This is a genomic window from uncultured Gemella sp. (assembly GCF_963537375.1).
Taxonomy (GTDB): Bacteria; Bacillota; Bacilli; order Staphylococcales; family Gemellaceae; genus Gemella.
In genome coordinates this window covers 1-17819 of sequence record NZ_CAUTDQ010000012.1, presented here as the reverse complement: position 1 = coordinate 17819, position 17819 = coordinate 1, and the positions used below count along the sequence as shown (strand labels likewise).

At 28.3% G+C, this 17819-nt stretch carries 20 protein-coding genes; 2 read left to right on the top strand and 18 right to left on the bottom strand.

The window, feature by feature from the left end:
• Nucleotides 1-76: 76 nt before the first annotated feature.
• From RYK99_RS03500 to RYK99_RS03450, 11 genes are all read right to left on the bottom strand, one after another.
• Complete coding sequence (locus RYK99_RS03500) at nt 77-1453, bottom strand: polysaccharide deacetylase family protein (protein ID WP_314990170.1); 1377 nt, start codon at nt 1451-1453, stop codon at nt 77-79.
• A gap of 223 nt (nt 1454-1676) precedes the next feature.
• A complete protein-coding gene (locus tag RYK99_RS03495; protein WP_314990168.1) occupies nt 1677-3137 on the bottom strand; it encodes a DEAD/DEAH box helicase in 1461 nt (486 codons plus the stop codon).
• A gap of 338 nt (nt 3138-3475) precedes the next feature.
• Entirely contained in the window at nt 3476-4414 is a 939-nt protein-coding gene (locus tag RYK99_RS03490) for a serine hydrolase (protein WP_314990165.1), read from the bottom strand.
• A gap of 188 nt (nt 4415-4602) precedes the next feature.
• Nucleotides 4603-5358, bottom strand: a complete 756-nt coding sequence (locus tag RYK99_RS03485) for a GNAT family N-acetyltransferase (protein WP_314990163.1) — start codon at nt 5356-5358, stop codon at nt 4603-4605.
• 35 nt (nt 5359-5393) lie between these two features.
• A complete protein-coding gene (locus tag RYK99_RS03480; RefSeq protein ID WP_314990161.1) occupies nt 5394-6563 on the bottom strand; it encodes a slei family protein in 1170 nt (389 codons plus the stop codon).
• Nucleotides 6564-7511 (bottom strand): polyprenyl synthetase family protein, encoded by a 948-nt coding sequence (locus RYK99_RS03475; RefSeq protein WP_314990159.1) that lies wholly within the window; start codon nt 7509-7511, stop codon nt 6564-6566. It lies immediately after the preceding gene.
• 17 nt (nt 7512-7528) lie between these two features.
• The gene (locus RYK99_RS03470; RefSeq protein WP_314990157.1) at nt 7529-7915 is read right to left on the bottom strand and encodes a hypothetical protein; all 387 of its coding nucleotides are present in this window, start codon (nt 7913-7915) and stop codon (nt 7529-7531) included.
• A 205-nt stretch (nt 7916-8120) separates the two neighbouring features.
• Nucleotides 8121-8267 carry a hypothetical protein gene (locus RYK99_RS03465; RefSeq protein WP_314990155.1) on the bottom strand — a complete coding sequence of 49 codons (147 nt, stop codon included), beginning with the start codon at nt 8265-8267 and terminating at the stop codon, nt 8121-8123.
• A gap of 179 nt (nt 8268-8446) precedes the next feature.
• Entirely contained in the window at nt 8447-8917 is a 471-nt protein-coding gene (locus tag RYK99_RS03460; RefSeq protein WP_314990153.1) for a DUF4064 domain-containing protein, read from the bottom strand.
• A gap of 138 nt (nt 8918-9055) precedes the next feature.
• On the bottom strand, nt 9056-9235 hold the full coding sequence (locus tag RYK99_RS03455; RefSeq protein ID WP_314990151.1) for a hypothetical protein: 180 nt from the start codon (nt 9233-9235) through the stop codon (nt 9056-9058).
• Nucleotides 9236-9311: 76 nt separating this feature from the next.
• Complete coding sequence (locus tag RYK99_RS03450) at nt 9312-9713, bottom strand: hypothetical protein (protein ID WP_314990149.1); 402 nt, start codon at nt 9711-9713, stop codon at nt 9312-9314.
• A 720-nt stretch (nt 9714-10433) separates the two neighbouring features.
• Here RYK99_RS03450 and RYK99_RS03445 point away from each other — a divergent pair.
• Both RYK99_RS03445 and RYK99_RS03440 read left to right on the top strand, forming a co-directional pair.
• Nucleotides 10434-11261 (top strand): GHKL domain-containing protein, encoded by an 828-nt coding sequence (locus RYK99_RS03445; protein ID WP_314990147.1) that lies wholly within the window; start codon nt 10434-10436, stop codon nt 11259-11261.
• 130 nt (nt 11262-11391) lie between these two features.
• Nucleotides 11392-11997, top strand: a complete 606-nt coding sequence (locus RYK99_RS03440; protein WP_314990145.1) for a LytTR family DNA-binding domain-containing protein — start codon at nt 11392-11394, stop codon at nt 11995-11997.
• Nucleotides 11998-12102: 105 nt separating this feature from the next.
• Here RYK99_RS03440 and RYK99_RS03435 read toward each other — a convergent pair whose 3' ends face one another.
• From RYK99_RS03435 to RYK99_RS03405, 7 genes are all read right to left on the bottom strand, one after another.
• A complete protein-coding gene (locus tag RYK99_RS03435) occupies nt 12103-12390 on the bottom strand; it encodes a hypothetical protein (protein ID WP_314990143.1) in 288 nt (95 codons plus the stop codon).
• A gap of 72 nt (nt 12391-12462) precedes the next feature.
• Complete coding sequence (locus tag RYK99_RS03430) at nt 12463-13692, bottom strand: HAMP domain-containing sensor histidine kinase (protein WP_314990141.1); 1230 nt, start codon at nt 13690-13692, stop codon at nt 12463-12465.
• Complete coding sequence (locus RYK99_RS03425) at nt 13685-14362, bottom strand: response regulator transcription factor (RefSeq protein ID WP_314990139.1); 678 nt, start codon at nt 14360-14362, stop codon at nt 13685-13687. The genes RYK99_RS03430 and RYK99_RS03425 overlap by 8 nt, the downstream gene beginning before the upstream one ends.
• A 352-nt stretch (nt 14363-14714) precedes the next feature.
• Nucleotides 14715-14885 (bottom strand): methyltransferase, encoded by a 171-nt coding sequence (locus RYK99_RS03420; protein ID WP_314990137.1) that lies wholly within the window; start codon nt 14883-14885, stop codon nt 14715-14717.
• Nucleotides 14886-15467, bottom strand: a complete 582-nt coding sequence (locus RYK99_RS03415) for a methyltransferase domain-containing protein (protein WP_314990135.1) — start codon at nt 15465-15467, stop codon at nt 14886-14888.
• A 101-nt stretch (nt 15468-15568) separates the two neighbouring features.
• A complete protein-coding gene (locus RYK99_RS03410; RefSeq protein ID WP_314990133.1) occupies nt 15569-16654 on the bottom strand; it encodes a GTP-binding protein in 1086 nt (361 codons plus the stop codon).
• Nucleotides 16655-16682: 28 nt separating this feature from the next.
• A complete protein-coding gene (locus RYK99_RS03405; protein ID WP_314990131.1) occupies nt 16683-17495 on the bottom strand; it encodes an MIP/aquaporin family protein in 813 nt (270 codons plus the stop codon).
• Nucleotides 17496-17819: the final 324 nt, after the last annotated feature.

The following is a 17819-nucleotide window of genomic DNA, read 5'->3' as shown; positions in this document are numbered from 1 at the left end:
TCTTCTTATTAATTTCTGAAAATAAAGAGAGTTGATTATAAGAACTTTAAAATTCTTATAATCAACTCTTTAATTATTATTCTCTATTAGTATATGATTGATGTAGTTCTAATTGATCACCCATAAGTTCATCAACAGTTACCATTTCAAATCCTTGTTCAGTTAAATACTGTAATATCGATGGTAATGCATCAATTGATGTTTGATGAATATCATGCATTAAGATAATTGAACCAGGTTGTGTTTTTCTAACTTCTTTCATTATAGAAGCAGTATTACGGTTTTTCCAATCTAATGTATCAATATCCCATAAAATAAATGATTGGTCAACAGCAGCTTGAATCGCACCATTTATTGCTCCATATGGAGGTCTCATAATATGAACATCTTGTCCACTTGCTTTTTTCAAAGCTTCTGTTGTATCATTAATTTGTTTTTTAGCTTGCTCTAAACTAATAGTTGTTAAAACAGGATGATCCCAAGAGTGGTTTCCAATTTGATGTCCTTCTGCAACTACTTGTTTAATAAGATCTTCATTTCCTGCGACAGAACGACCAACCATAAAGAATGTACCTTTAGCTTTATATTTCTTCAATAATTCTAATGCTACAGGAGTAGTCTGTGGATTTGGTCCATCATCAAATGTTAATGCTACAGCTTTTCTATCTCTTTTCTTAACATATTCTTTATATTTTTCTAAGTCTTCACCTTTTAGATAGCTCTCCGTTATATACTTGTGTAAGTCAGCCATAGGAACTTCTACTGAACTAACTTCTCCGACTTTAGGATCAATATTTATGTTAAATTTAGATTCACCATAAGTGAATTTCCAGTCAGCCATATCTTGATCTCGAAGTTTAACAACAGCATCTTTTCCTTCTGCTTCAGATACTCCACGACCTTCTAACTGTTTTTGAATTTTAAATAAGAACTTTTTCTTAGCATCATCTGGAGAAGCAAATAAACTAGATAAAGTAAATAGTTTTCCATCATTTGTTAAGAAAATACTAGATAAATTAGATTCTGTTGCAGCTTCTACATTCTTATCAGATATCTTATGAGTAACTTTCTCAACACTTAATTCTGATACATTTGCAAAATTACTTTCTTTTTCTTTACTTCCATAGAAAACAATTTCTTTAATATCTTTGTTAAAATTTAGCTCCCCTTCAACTAATCCTTTTGTTTCCTCATCTAAACGAGATTTTATTTCATCTGCAGTAGAAGAGTTTGAATTTGGATAATAAACTTTTACAAATTTATCACCTAACCAACCCGTTTTTGAACTGCTATCTTTTGCGAAATCTGATTTATCAGCAGCTTCTACCGTATCTTTAACCTGCGATTTAAAATTGTACTCTTGCCATTTTTGGTAAGCAGGTTCACCATAGAATAATAAGAATGTACAAATTGCTATAAATAAAATACCTAAAAAGACACCTAATTTCTTCATTATTCTTATTCCCTTCTTTAAATTATTTTCTTATCACATTTTAAAAGATATAGGGAATTAATCTCGTCATAAAGAGTTCACTATATCCTTCCAAACTAATAAAAATTACACATTACTATTATACCTTAAACTACAGAATTTCTCCAGTATATTCATTAAAAATTACATTAATAATTTTATATAACAAAAAGACATCAATCAACAGATTGATATCTTTTCCTTATTATTTGTTTTGCATTCTACGACCTTTTTTGTCGAAGAATTTCTTATCTGTTCCCCTACGTTCATTACGATTTTTCTTATCTCTATTATCTGAACGACGGCGTCTATCATTTCCTCTATTTGATCGTCTTCCACGTTCTTGTTTACGAGGTAGAGGTTTTTCAAACGATAGTTCTACGTCAACATCTTTTTTATCATTAATTAATTTGCTTAGTAGAATAGTGATTACTTTTTCTGCATTTGTTTCAGCTAACAATTTATTAGCCAAGCTATTAAATTCAACATGGTTATTATCCATTTCCGAAACAACTTCGTCAAATAATCTGTTATGGCGAGCTCTCTTCACTTCATCTTGTGAATAAGGACGTAACATTTTCATTCTTTCACCACGAGAATTTTCAATATCTTTCAGATAAGGCATCTCAACTGGATTTAAAAATGTAATTGCCACTCCAGACTTACCTGCTCGACCAGTTCTTCCAATTCTATGAGTATAACTTTCTACATCTTGTGGGATATCAAAGTTATATACATGAGTCACATCACTAATATCAATACCACGAGCTGCAACATCTGTTGCAACAAGAATTTGTAAAGAGTTATTTTTAAATTTACGTAATATTTCTAAACGTTTAGATTGTGTTATATCTCCATGTAATCCTTCAGCTAAGTATCCCTTAGCAATAAGTGCACTTGATAATTCATCAACACGACGCTTAGTTCTACCAAATACAATTGCCAAGTTAGGATTTTGAACATCTAAAAATCCAATTAGCGTCTCTAGTTTTTCATTTTCTCTAGCGATTGTGGCATATTCAGTAATATCTGGTTTTAAATCCTCATCACTGATAGTTTTTATTAGTTTATAATCCTTCATGAAATCTTTTGAAAGTTCCATAATTGTCTTAGGCATAGTCGCTGAGAATAATAATGTCTGATGTCTTGATGTTATTTTAGACAAAATAAATCTAACATCCTCTATGAATCCCATATTTAACATTTCATCGGCTTCGTCTAATACTAGATGTGTTAATGAATCCAATTTAATTGTTCTTCTATTAATATGATCGATAACACGACCTGGTGTTCCCACTATAATTTGAGGACGTTTTTTCAAGTCTTGAATTTGTCTTTCAATACTTGTTCCACCAAAAACAATACTAACCTTTAATCCTTTTGCTCGTGACATAAGGCGAAGCTGTTCACCTACTTGTTGAGCTAATTCTCTAGTTGGGGCAAGGATTAATGACTGTAATTGATCACTCTTCCTTACTGTATCTACTAACGGTATTCCAAATGCACCTGTCTTTCCTGATCCTGTTTGTGCTTGTGCTAAAATATCAATTCCTGATAATACATATGGAATTGTTTCTGTTTGAATACCAGTTGGAGATATGAAATTCATGTTTCTTAGTGATTGAACCGTCTCTTGACTAACCCCTAATTCTTCAAATGTTGTCATTTAATTCTCCTTAATTTATCCAATTTTATATACTGTCTTATTTATATAACCTGTTAATTATAGCATGAAAATGAAAATTAATAAAGGGATAAGGGTAATCATAAAATTATACCAAAGGAGTAACTTAAAAAATAGGATTTCAAAAAAATAAATTTTTTGGGTCCGTCACTTAAGGTTTATTAGATATCTAAACAGCTGGCATAAAGCAAATTTAGATAAGAATAAACCGCCGATTTAATGTATTACTACATGAAGTACTTTTATATTTATAACTTTCTAGTTAATCTCTTTAAAATTCAAAAAAAAGATTAGATAGTTTTTTCTACCTAATCCTTTTATTACATATTATTATTTGTGATTCCATCAATTTTCTTAGCGATATCTCTTATTGCTTGTTTGGAATTATTCAACTTATTAGTATAGATTAATAACATATAATCTTTATCACCAAATACTATAGCAGTTTCATGATAATTAGCCTCTATAGCACCATACTTACTAGCAATTTTTTTATTCGGTATTCCATCTTTTATTACTTCTCCAGCTTCAGAATCTTCTAAATACTTAATTAATTTTGAATACTTATCACGTTCTTTATAAAGTTTTGTCCAAACAACTTCCATCATTGCCGGTGTTATTCTATTCTTTTGAGCTTCTTCCTGTGATAAATTCACACCCAAACTATCCAAATATTTCACCAATAAATCAGCTGCAGTGGCACTATTCCCTACAAGCATGTTTGTAGCTGTATTATCTGAGTACTGTATCATATTTTGAATAACATAATCTAATTTATAGCTATTTTTCTTCTTATTATTAGTGATTTGTCCATTTCCTTCTTCTAAATGGTTCTCATTATAATATATATCAGCATCTTCTGATACTTCACCATTTCTTATGCGGTCATATATTCTCATTGCATACACTACTTTTATTGTACTTGCAGCTGTGAAGTATTTGTTTTCTTCTTGTCCATATCTATATCCTGTAGAAAAGTTCTTGTAGACAACTCCTATCTCATTGTCTCCCTTATATTGCTCTACTATGTTATCAAAAGCTTCATTAAGTTCTGTCTCACTAAGTTTCGTATTTTCAGATGTTGATTCTTCTTGTTGATTTTCTTTATTTTGTTCTTGTTGTTGAGCTAATTCTTGCTGCTTAGCCGCATCCTTCTTTGCTTTAAGATGTCCACCCGCAGAAAATACTCCATATACAACCAAAATAACAGCCATCGATTCTATAATAAACTTTAAAAATCTCTTAAATTTTCTCTTCATTACAATAATCACATCCTTCTTCCGCATATTTTCTACGTTTCTTCTACTAGTTTACTACATATTAACTATTTTCTCAACAGGAAACATGGAACTTCAATATCCCTAATAATGTTTATAAAAAAGATACGACTCAAGTAATCTAATTTCGAGGAAATCATGATTTATGAGTCGCTCACTCTCTTTACTAATTATATTTTCGTTTTTAAATAAAAATCCTGTTCTGAAATTTTTAAAAAGCCAATATTTTCATACATATACTTAGGTGTATCATTAGCATCAGCTACTAAAAGAACATTCTCTTTACGTTCACTCTTTATAGCATGAGTAATAATATGCCTAGCTATCCCACGATTTCTATACTCAGGTGCTATATATAAATTATCTATTTCAAAGAAGTTACTCTTAACTATTATATTAGCTGACCCTATTATTTTTTCACCATCTTTAGCTACGAGTTGTTTAATATTTTCTGATCTAATATCTTCATACAATAATGTTTGATTGTGTTCAGCCCACTCTTCATTGCTAGCCTCTACATCTATTTTATACTGAAACTTCAAATATCTATTTAAATCAACTTTTTGAAGATATTCTACCTGAAATTCACTTAATTCTGGTTCTACGAAGTCTTTGATATTTAAATAATATAAAAGTAAATTAATTTCACTAAAACCTTCTTTCTTTAAATATCTTTTAAGCTTCCAAGATAGTTTTATATTTTCTAACGCAGCCAAATGAATAAAATTAACACCTTTATCTCTAAAAAAGTTTCTACAAGATGCAATATAGTATTCAAGTTCATCTATAGAAGTTGGCTCTTTTTTCATTAATAAGTAATTCCCACTAAAGTATAATTTCGATTTTAACGTTTGGTAAATCACATAACTATCAGTTTCGACTACCGACTTGGCTCGAGTATATATATCTTTAAAACTATAATCCATAACTAACACCTCCTATCTCTAACTTTTTCTTGATTCTAATGATGATGACCATGTGGTCCATGATGTTGCTCGAAATGACTGATTATATCTCGTACTCTCGCACTTCCTGTTAAGTCATAAACATTTCTTAGTGTTTCTAAATATGTTGGTTCGTCATGAAGTACTTCAAAATAAGTAACAACTTCTTCTTCAACAAAGTCAATATAATCCTCTTCTTCAGATAAAGCATTTAAAGCAGCACCTAAAAGGATTGGATCATCTTTTATCAATGAATTATCATTATATAAGTCATAGATTTTTTCATATTCAAATAGTGATTTAAGAGCATTTATAGTAATAAATAAAGTTTGCTCCGAAATTCCTTGAGAAGACAAGACTTCTTGCATAAGTGTACGAATATTGTCATATTGTTGATCATCTTTATATAAAGAAATTAAATGTAAATATGCACTAATCGCCATACCTTGTAACTCAATGTATTTTTCTAAATATTTCTTAGCTTCATCACCTTTAGACATATGCCCTAAGTGTAAGTAAGCTTCAGTAAAATCAGGATCTAAAGCGATAGTTTTTAATAAATGCATTTTTGATTTTTCTAAGTTTTGAATTTGATTATAAGCAAATGCTAATGAGAATAATATACTTGCATCTTCATAACCTCTACCATTTTGGTTATAAAAATCTATAGCTTCTTCAAATAATCCCAATGCAAATAAATTGTCAAATGCTGTTTGGAAATTTTCTAAAGATGGTTCTTCGTAGAAAATTCTTTCACTTAGATTTTTTGCTTTATCTTCTCTACCAGTTGCTAAATAAATACCAACTAACTCTTTATCGATAGCACGAATTGCCTCATTAAAGTCTGTTCCAGCTCTTGCAGCTAAGAATTTATCCTCAGCAATTTCGTATAATTCATCTTCTAAATAAATTAGACCTTCTTGATATAGAATTGATGGAGTTTTTGGTGAATTGTATAATACTACCAAAGCATCATCTTTTCTATCTAAGTATAATAAGTTGTGAACATAACCTTCGATAGCTGTATCATCATCTCTATTTTGTTCGTAAATAACTTTAGACAGTTCTAAACACTCATCAAATAATCCATAATCTAAAAGTATTGTACGAAATTCTTCTTGTTGTTCTCTATCTAGTGCAGTAAAATCAATATCTTTTAATTCTTCTAAAAATTGTTGTAAATCCATTTAATTATCTCTCCTTGCTAACTTATTCATTATAAAAGTCAATTCATTTTTAACTGAAATTTCTATTTTATCTATACTATTTTGTGCTTTTAGCAAATAACGTCTACTAATATCAAGAGTCTGTGATAAAATTTTCTCATTATTTTTTATATAATCAATAATTTCCATTTTTTCTTCAGAACTCGTTTCACCAGTAAAGTTACTAAATAATTCAGGTTTTTCTTCTTTAGCAAGTAAGGCAGGTAATGTGATATTGCCATTCATTAAATCCTGCCCCACTTCTTTCCCAAGATTCTCAGCTCCACCGGCAAAATCTAAGTAATCATCAATAATTTGATAGCTCATTCCTAAGTAATAACCATACGAAAATGCACTTTTAATGTTTTCATCAGAAGCTTTAGAAACAATACTACCAGCAACGCAAGCAAATGCTATTAGAATTGCTGTTTTTCTTTTGATTTTCTTTAAGTAATCTATTCGTCTAGTTTTAATATTATATAAACCATCGGCTTGAATAAGCTCACCAATACAAAGTTCCTTAAGAGTCTCAGCTAAATAACTATGAATTCTCTCATCACTAAACTTTGCAACCTCATTTAAAACTATCGCAAATAAGTAATCCCCTACATGCAGAGCAAATTCATTAGTATACTCTTTATTCATTGTAATACTACCGCGTCTCGTATCAGCATTATCAATAATATCATCATGAATAAGACTTGCAGTATGAATTATTTCAACTATACTAGCCATTCGAATTATATCTTTTCTATTCAATTCAAAATTTCCTAATTTAGCACACATAAGTAAAAGAAGGACTCTTACCCTCTTTCCACCATTTAAAAAATATCTTTTTATAATCTCATTTAATCTTTCATCATCACATTTTGTGATGTCTAAGATATCTTCTAAAACATCATGTACCAACATATCATACTGTTTTAACATTCTATTCTCCATCAATTTTATACAAAGACCACAGTTTTACTATCAGTTTCCTGGAATTCTATACCATAAAAACTAAACCATGTCTTTATTATACTTAAATAAAATTCTTCCTCACTCATCCTTTTAGTAACAAGTTGAAAATAGCATACTTTCATAGTATCGGTTAAAATACTTAACTTATCCAACTCATCTTTCAATATACTATAATACTCAAAGCTATAATAATCTCCAAGTAATATCGATTTTGATTCGATATTATCATAATTAGATCTATGATTATATATTGAACTTAATGCACAAAAAATAGCAGTATTATATTTTTCATTATTAAAATTATATTTTTCTATAAAAGGAATAATATTTAATTTTTCTATTAATCTCTCATTATAATTATATTTTATCATAATAAATCCTTCATTATTTGTCTTTATAAATTATACCACAATATCCCAATTTATTGAAATTTGATAGTCTAAATTTCAGATAAAAAATTTAATATATTGGTTATCTACTAAAATCATAAAAAAAGAGTAACTTTAAAATCATGATTCTTCGAAAATCATTATCTTAAAGTTACTCTCTATTAAATTTTTGAAATTTAAAAACTATTTATGTAGTTATGGCTCTTTCTACAATCGACTCTTCATCACTATTTTCTAATATTCTTATTGTATTTAATTCATTAATTAAAATTAAAAACATCACGAAAACAAGAATTATCTTAGTATAGATATTATCCATTTTTTCAATAATCATACCTAAAAAGACATAACAGGTCATACTATTTCCCCAATTAGATTTCTTCATATACTTTGAATTCTTAAAATTAATATATATACTATATAAGCCTATTAATATTTGACAAAATAATAAAATATTACTAACCATAAATTCACCTTTTCTTTACTCATATATTTTAATAATTAGATAAATATCTATAGGTAACTAGTCGTTTCTTGATATTCCTGTGGGTTTTCCTTTCTAACAAATAACATAATCGCTACGATAAAGTAGAATAGATATACTGGAATTAATACCCCTACTGTACCAATAGCTACTACTATTGCTAATAATAAGAAAAGTATTCCAGATAAAATACGTTTTTTCATTAAGAAGGTCGCTAATAACGCTACTACAACTAATACTGCTAACAGAACTGAATACATTTTTAAACCTTGAATTGTATAATCAAGTATTTGTTCGGCTGATAAGTTAACCCCATTTAAGTTAGCCCCATTAGGATTTTTTTCAAGTTCTGACTTAAATAAATTTAAAAACTCAGGATTATCTTTTAAAACTGAAATTTTAAAGAATGTTCCATACACCAAAAATCCCGTTAAAACTATTAAAATAACATTAGCAATCCATGCTAAAACTTTCTCTACTCTTCTATTGAATGGTTTCATAATAAACCCCTCCTTTTATAAAATCAAAGGATTTCCCCTTTTACTAATTATAACATAAAACGTTCTCATAATATATAACAAATTACCTGAATTAGCAAATTTTATACGTGAAATGATATTCTTTTAAGTGCACTAAAATTATTTTTTTAAATTATCTCTATACTTATTTATAAAATATCCTACTGTTCTCTCTATAGAGATTATACAAGCAACTACCATTATCGGAATACTAGGATACTCTGATCCAGAAATCTTTAGTCCTATCAAAATAATAGTAAGTAACCAAGAAATCATTGCAAAATATTTACTTCTAAACATAATTTATTCCTCCTGTTTTAAACTTTGATCTTAAAACATATCTGGCTCTTCAAATTTATATTTATAATCTCTCCTTCTACCATAATTTAAAGTACTTTGTCTCTCTTAAATAAATTATTATAGTGATCCAAACAACCCATACACTACCTACTAAACAAATGATTTTATCAGAATCAGATTTTATAATTATTAGTATCACAAATAATATTACAGCTACTATACCTGCAATTAGAGAAATAATATAATAACTTTTTCTATTTCGAGGGATAATGTGTCTTTCTATTATTCTTGGTACTATAAATCTTCTATACCCTGTAACGATTACTAAAGTAAAAAAACAACTCATCGCTAAAAAATATAATATTCCATACCAAGTCATTTTCCCTGAAAAATACATTAAGAAGAACGGTAATAATATAAAATTAGCAATTCCAATCAATACAAATCCTATTCTTTTAACTTTTTCATTATTCATCATTTTAACCCACCTTCTCCTGTTTAAATTTTAAAAATTCGTTTATCTTATAGTCATTATATTTCATATTTTCTCTACCTTTATGAAATTTTCCTGAGTAGTCACTTTTATTCCTATAAAGACATTTTTAATTAATTTAATAATGCGTTTCATAAACTAAATTCGATTGATATTCCTATTATTAAATGTTAAAATTTAATTAACAATTGATATGAATTTGGAGAAAACTATGAACGAACTTGCTAATAACTTTATAATTAATAACTTCTTATTATATATAATTTTGAACATCACTCTTATACATGTATGTTCGTTTTTCTTAGAGTATAAATTTAACAAACATGACATTCTAAAAATATCATCTATCTTCGGTATAATTTATACTTTATCATTATTTATTTTTAATATATTTGTACTAATCTCCGTTGCAATACCGATTTACATTTTTTTCATAATAAAAATGTACCATTCAATAATTTTAAAATAATATTTATTACTGGTTATATTACTATTCTAATGAGAATCTCTGAAATAATAATTGCTATTATTTATACTTATATCAATGTAACATCTGATAAATATTTTAATATTCATAAAAATTTGATTTTTATTTTATTAATACTAATACTTACACCAAAAGTAAATAAATTCTTAACATCTCTTATATCAAATTTTATTTCTTTTAAAACTTACTATAAAATAGTAATGGTACTTCTAAGTTCTATGTTAATAATTTATAATTTTATTTGGTTATACTCGTATTCTCTAAATAATGCTATTATTTATTATATATCAATAAGTATTATATTTACTTTCCTTTTAATTCTAATACTCATCTCCTCTTCTCTTCTTAAAAATCTTTATATTAAGATAGAAGTGGAAGCTGAAAAGCAAAAATTACAACAACAGAAGAAATATATAGAAGCATTAGAAAGAAATAATAATGAGATTAGAAAATTCAAACATGATTTTAATAATATTATTTTAGGCCTTGAGGGGTATATTACTAATAATGAAGTGGATAATGTAAAGTTAAGAGATTACTTTTACAATAATATAAAGGACTTTAATACAAAAATTGAGCTTGATAATATCGTACTTTCTCATTTGAACAATATTAAAGTTCTATCTATTAAGAATTTACTTACAAATAAAATCATCAGTGCTCAGAATAATAATTTTAAAGTTAATATTTGTATTGAAGATGAAATTGATTATTTTTATGTTAACGAAATGCAGCTAAGTCGTGTGCTGGGGATTTTCTTGGATAATTCTTTAGAGGCTGGCTTAGAGTTAGACAATAATAGATTTTTAGAATTAATAATTTTAAAAGCAAACAAGACTATTGTTATTCAAATAACGAATATATTTAAAAATAACAATTTAGATATAGACCAGATTAATAAGAGTGGATATTCTTCAAAAGGAGAAAACAGAGGAATAGGATTAAGCTCTGCAAACGATATTATTAGTAAGCATAATATGATTTTAAATACTAGAATTGAAGATAATCTATTTAAACAAATACTTACAATTGAGGAGGAGTTATAGATGAAAGTTTTTATTTGTGAAGATAATAATGAAATTTTAAAGAAAATAGAACAAGTCATAAAAAATTATATTATGATGTTATGATTTATCTATTGAAATCATAACATCATCTACTGATCCGTTAAATATTTTGGAAGAAGCTCCTAAACACGGTATTGCTAACTGCTATTTCTTAGATATAGACTTAGGTGAAAGTGTTATGAGTGGCATAGACTTAGGAAAGAAAATCCGAGATATCGATCCTTTTGCAAAACTTATCTATATTACAAATTTTGATAATATGCAGGTTAGGATATTAAATGAAATGATAGCTCCCCTAGCCTATATAATAAAAAACCATGATGACATAAATGAAAAAATACGCACGTCTCTAACTAAAGCATACGAACAATACATACAAAGTACGAAACTAAATTCTAATATAGGAAAAGTCCCAATTAAAGTCGGGCTTAAACAAGAGTTCTATGACATTAATGAACTGCTATATTTTGAAGCATTAGAAGGGCATAAAATAAGATTAAATTTAATTAATAATAAAGAAATAATTTTCTTCGGTAAAATCTCAAATCTTGAAATTTTACACCCATCAATTTATACATGCCATAGATCTTACGCTATAAATTTAGATAATATCGATAAATTAGATAGTGAAACTGTAATTTTTAAAGATGGGACTTCTTTATACCTTTCTTCAAAAACTATACGTAGAATAAAAAAAGAGATTAAAAATGGATAAATAAAAACTTCAAAATAACTTAAACGCAAGTTAATTTTGAAGTTTTTTTGTTTTTCTTAAAAGAATCTTTGAATATACACTGCTTTTTATTAGCATCAGCAAAATTTATTTCATTTTTCTAGTTTCTATCTTCACCTTTGTTTTTCTATAAAAATACTGATGAATTAAAACAACTAAGAGTAATGCAACAAAAGATGCAAATGGCATAATAGAATCAGTATCTTTAACTACTTCGGCTGTTGCATAAAATATAATAATTATTTCTATCACAAATAAGAAACATTGAATACTTTTTTCTAATGCCGACATTTTTTTAAATAATTCTATATATTTCTTCCAGTTAGCATTAATATAGCTAATTAGCCGGAAATAAAATTCTATTAAACTATCCATAAATATTCCTCCTATAGACATTCCTTTTAAAAATAATCTCCCAAACCAATTGGCTTGGAAGATTAACTTTTATTAAAATCTTTCATCAAGTGTAAAACGCATTTCTATTTTGAAGATTCCATCTTCTGGTGCATACGCTCGAATTGTTTCTTTGTGTTTTTCAGCAATAAGTTGCGCCATAGATAAACCTATACCATATCCTTTTATTGCACTATTTCTTGATTCATCTAAACGATAGAAACGCTCAAATACTTTACTTAAATCACCTTTCTTAACCTCAGCTTTATTAGAAACTTTCAAAATAGCATATTTTCTATTTTTCTTAAGACTAACTGATATACTGCTATCTTCTGGTGCATATTTAATAGCATTTTCTAATAGTATATCCATCAATTGTACTATTGAAGCTTCTTCTCCAAAATAGTACAAATTAGAATCTACATCTGTAACGATATTTTTTTTCTGGAAGTTTGCTAATTCATCAAAATCTTCTATTCTCGATTCCAATGCACTTGTCAAATCAAATCTTGATCTTTCTACAGTATCCTTTTCTTCCATTCTACTAAATACTACTAAACTATTAACTAAACTAGTAAGACGATCTACTTGATTATGTATATTTTGCGTCCATTTTGAATCACCATTCATCATCTCTAATACATCAGCGTTAGAACTAATTATAGCTAACGGTGTTTTCAGTTCGTGACTCGCACCTGTTATAAATTGTTTTTGTTTTATGTAAGTTTCTTGAATTGGTGCTATCACTCTTTTAGAGATTAACACAATTAAAACAAATACTGATGCTATAACTCCAATAGAAATTAATAAACTATTTTTTTCAAATGAATAATGTGAATCTAACTCACGCTGACAATTTAAAAATAGTATCAAATTACCAACATTAGTTTCTGCCTTTAGAAATCTATAGCTACCGATAAATCCACTTGTTTTCCCTGCTTTTAATGCTTCAATTACTTTACCTTGCAAAGCATCTTGATCAGGTATTAAAGTATCATCACGATATGTTTTAATTATTCTCCCAGAATCGTCAACCTTCGCAATAGAAAAACCATTATAATCTGTCGTACTAGATGAATTTTTTGTAATTACTAAATCATCTCCATCTTCTGCAAAAATTTTAATTAATGCCTGAGACCTAGAAGCATCTTCTAGTGTTGTATCTATTCTTTCTTCTAATTTATAATAGTTAATGAAGTTTAAGGTAATAGCTAAAATAGCTATTACAACAGCCACACTCCCTACAGCTGTAGATACGAATTTTTTCCTAAGGCTCTTAAACATCTATCATCTCCAAAGTATATCCAACATTTCTAGTTGCTTTAATGTGTATATTCGCATCTAAAGCTTTTAATTTTTTTCTTAGATATGAAATATTAACCCAAACTACGTTAATTTCAGAATCACTATCATATCCCCAAATTCTTTCTAAAAATTGTTCAGTTTGAATCACATTTCCAGGATTTCTCATCAACATTTCCATCATTTGGTATTCTTTATTTGATAGTCTTACTTTGTCTTTATCTGTAGCTAATTCGAATGTATACTTACTTAAACTTACATTCCCTAATTCTAATACATTACTAGTGAATTCCGCCTGTCTTCTAGTCATAGAACGAACTCTCGCTAATAACTCCTTAGTTACAAATGGTTTTGTTAAATAATCATCTGCACCACTGTCTAGTCCATACACCTTATCTTCAATCTCTGATTTAGCTGTAAGTAATAAAACTGGTGTACTTTTTTTATTGTCTCTTAATTTTTTCACCACTGTTACTCCGTCCATCTGCGGCATCATAACATCAAGTATTGCACCATCATAGTCATCCAACATTAGATAATCTAATGCATCTTGTCCGTTATTTACAACGTCGACTGAGTAATTGTTGTGTTTCAACATTGCTTCTAGAGCATCTGCTAAATCTCTTTCATCTTCGGCTAATAATAACCTCATCGTCTTCCACTCCTCACTATATCTTTTCATCATATACAATTTATATCGTAATAATTATACAAAGATTAATTAAAATAAAGTTTAAACAAATATTTTAGTTCAAATTATTATGTAGATTCCCTTAAAATATATAAATTTATAACTATTATCAATCCTACTTATAATAACTACTTTCACTAAAATTCATTTCTATCTTTATAATATATTATACCAAAATATAGCCATTATTTAATATTTTTCTTACTATTTATAAAAAATATTTCTTATAATAATTTTATTGTATATATTTTACTCCATTTTGTCTATACATGTCAAAAAAATTGGCTAACGCTTTCTTCGCTAGCCAACAACATTATTTTCTTCCAATAAGCAGTCCACTTTGTATATAATCTTTCATACCTTTTCCATATCCCCATTTTTCTGCATATTCATCTGTAACATCAGAATTAATTATTTGGAATTTCGTGAAACCAGCTTTTTTGATAATATCAGCCATCTCTTCTTCCAGAAGAGCACCTGCCACTCAAGTGCAATGCATCTTTTGAGAATTTTTCCACTCTAATGGTAACTCCTTTTTCAAGATGATATCTGATATTACAAACATACCGTCTTCTTTTAAAATACGATATATTTCATCATATACTTTTTGTTTATCAGGCTCTAAATTAATTACACAGTTACTAATAACTCTATCAACTGATTTATCTTCTAAAGGAATATTTATTAGTTCTCCTTTAATAAATTCAATATTATCAAATTTCTTGTTATCCCTAACTTTCTTAGCTTTTTCTAACATTGAATCTAATCTATCTAAACCATATAGTGTTCCTACTTTTGGATTTTTCATCTTTGTTATGAAAATATCCATTCCAGCTCCACATCCTAAATCAATTAAAGACTGACCTTCTTTAATTTTTAAGTGGTTAATCGGGTTCCCACAAGACAGTCCCATGTTTATTTCATCAGGAAATTCATTTATTATTTTTTCATCATATCCTAATGATTTACTTAATTGTTTTGGATCAATTTTTGTCTTTTGTTTATTTTTAGAAATATTATCATAAAAGTTATCAACTGATAATCTTATTTTAATATTATTATTCATTTTATCACCATTCCTTTATATTAAATAGTTGCTCGAATCAAATGATTCAAGCAACTATCACTTATTCTTATTCTATCATAGAAGGTTATTTTTTTCTATAATTATAGTTTAACGATTTCTCTGTATCGGAATGTTGGATTTGGACGTCCAGGGATTAAAGCATTTAATGTTTCTTCTTTGTATTCTACTACGCTAAATACTCGTTCAACCTCTTCTTTTACAATTTCAACTAATTTATCTGGGTGAACTTCTACACGTGCATTAACTGTAAGGAATACTTTCTCACTAGCATTATCTAATTTACGTAGTGTTGCAGTTTCTTTCTTACCTACAATATTTCCTACTAACCCTTCTTCTTTACCTTGTAGAAGGAATTTCACGTGACCTACATTTAGATTTAATGAATCAAATCTTTCACCTAAGTTAGCTAAGAATGCAGTAGCTAATGTTTCAAATGATTCTTCTTTTTCAATAGCATAAGTTCCATTCAACCATCCGAATAGTGCTTCTCCATCAGCATATGTATCGTAATCTACTTCTACAATTCTTCTTCCTACTTCTTTTTCACTGTTAATAATGTAATCAAACCACGCGTCTAAACCTTCTCCAGTTTTAACACTTGCAGTTAGAACATTTTCATTATTAAATTCTTTTTTAGTTCTTTCTACTAAATCAGCTAATTCTTCTTCTGTTAATAATTCAACTTTGTTAATTAAAATAACATCCGCTTCTTCAAATTGTTTATAAATAATGTAATCTCCAGGATTTGAATGATCTTTTAGTACTGCTTTTAAGCGAGTTGGATCCGCTAATGCTGTAAGTTGTTTTAAATTAACTTGTTCGTTATATTTTTCTTTTAAAGGTTGCATAATAGTCGCTGATAAGTCAGTACAGCTTCCTACTGGTTCTGCTAAAATAATATCACTGTTATTAGCTTCTTGAAGATGAGCAATTGCATTAGCAAAACCACCAAAGTTACAGCAGAAACAACTTCCACTTACTTCTTCAACGATGTCATTATTAGTTTCTAAAAATGAAGTATCAACTAATTCACTTGCTTGGTCGTTTGTAATTAATCCTACTTTACGCCCTTTTTCGTTTAAACGTTTCGCAACTTCCCATAGAAGACTAGTTTTCCCTGCTCCTAAAAATCCACCTACTAAAATTAAATCTGTTTTGTTTGTCATAATTCTTTTCTCCTCTAACCTTATTATATTATTTGTTTAATTCATTTTGTCTTTTTAACGCTGGTTCTAATACTTTAGTAAATAGGTATCCAGCTAATACTCCACCAACTATTGGTCCTAGTATATAAACCCAGAAGAAACCTCCGCTAGCGTCTGGAAATGCTGCTGATCCCCAACCAAATGCCCATGCTACTAGACGAGGTGCGAAGTCACGTGTAGGGTTCATACCTGCTTGAGTAATTGTTGCTAGTAAACATAGTAACGATCCAACAGTTAATCCTATTTGTACAGGAGCCATGTTATCACTTGGTCTACCTACATTAGCACCTTCAGTAAACAGGAATATAATTAAAACTAATAAAAACGTTCCAAGTGCTTCTGCCGCAAACGCTACAGGCATAGAAATGTTATAACCACCCGGTTGATTATAATACTCTCCGAACATTTTCGCCGTGGCCACTGAGTCAAATGTTCCACGTACTATATTCTTTTTAGCTTCAAACTGTGCTATAGATGAGCTATAAATTCCATACATCACTAGTGAACCTAATAACGCTCCGATAAATTGCCCAGCAATATACGTTGGTAATCTTTTAGCACTCATTCTACCTGTAAGAACCATTGCTGCTGATACTGCTGGATTAAAATGAGCATTACTTAAATTTCTAGTCATATATATACCAAAAGTTACCGCAAATGCCCATAACATACCAATTTGGAACAAACTTTGATGTGCATCATATAATACCGCTGCTGCTACAGAGCCCGTTCCAAAAAGAACTAATATAAATGAACCAATAACTTCCCCCAAGAAATCATTTTTTAATGAATATTTCTCCATGAATATCCCCCTTAATTTATTTCTATAAACATATTATAACAAAATTAAAACTATATTTGAATAATTATTTTTTACCTCTCACTTGTATATATATCGTTGTATTTCCAACTATTATTACATATTTTATATATTTTAAAACATAAAATATAAATAATAATATTAATTTGTTACTATAAAATCTGTAATTAAACATGATTTCTTACCTATTTTGTTTATAAAATATTATTCTAAATTTTTTTAGAAATTCTATCTTGCTGCTTATGATAAAAAAAGGTTGTATACTAAATCCGGGGCATGGAAAAATTCCAGCCCCGGATTTCAATT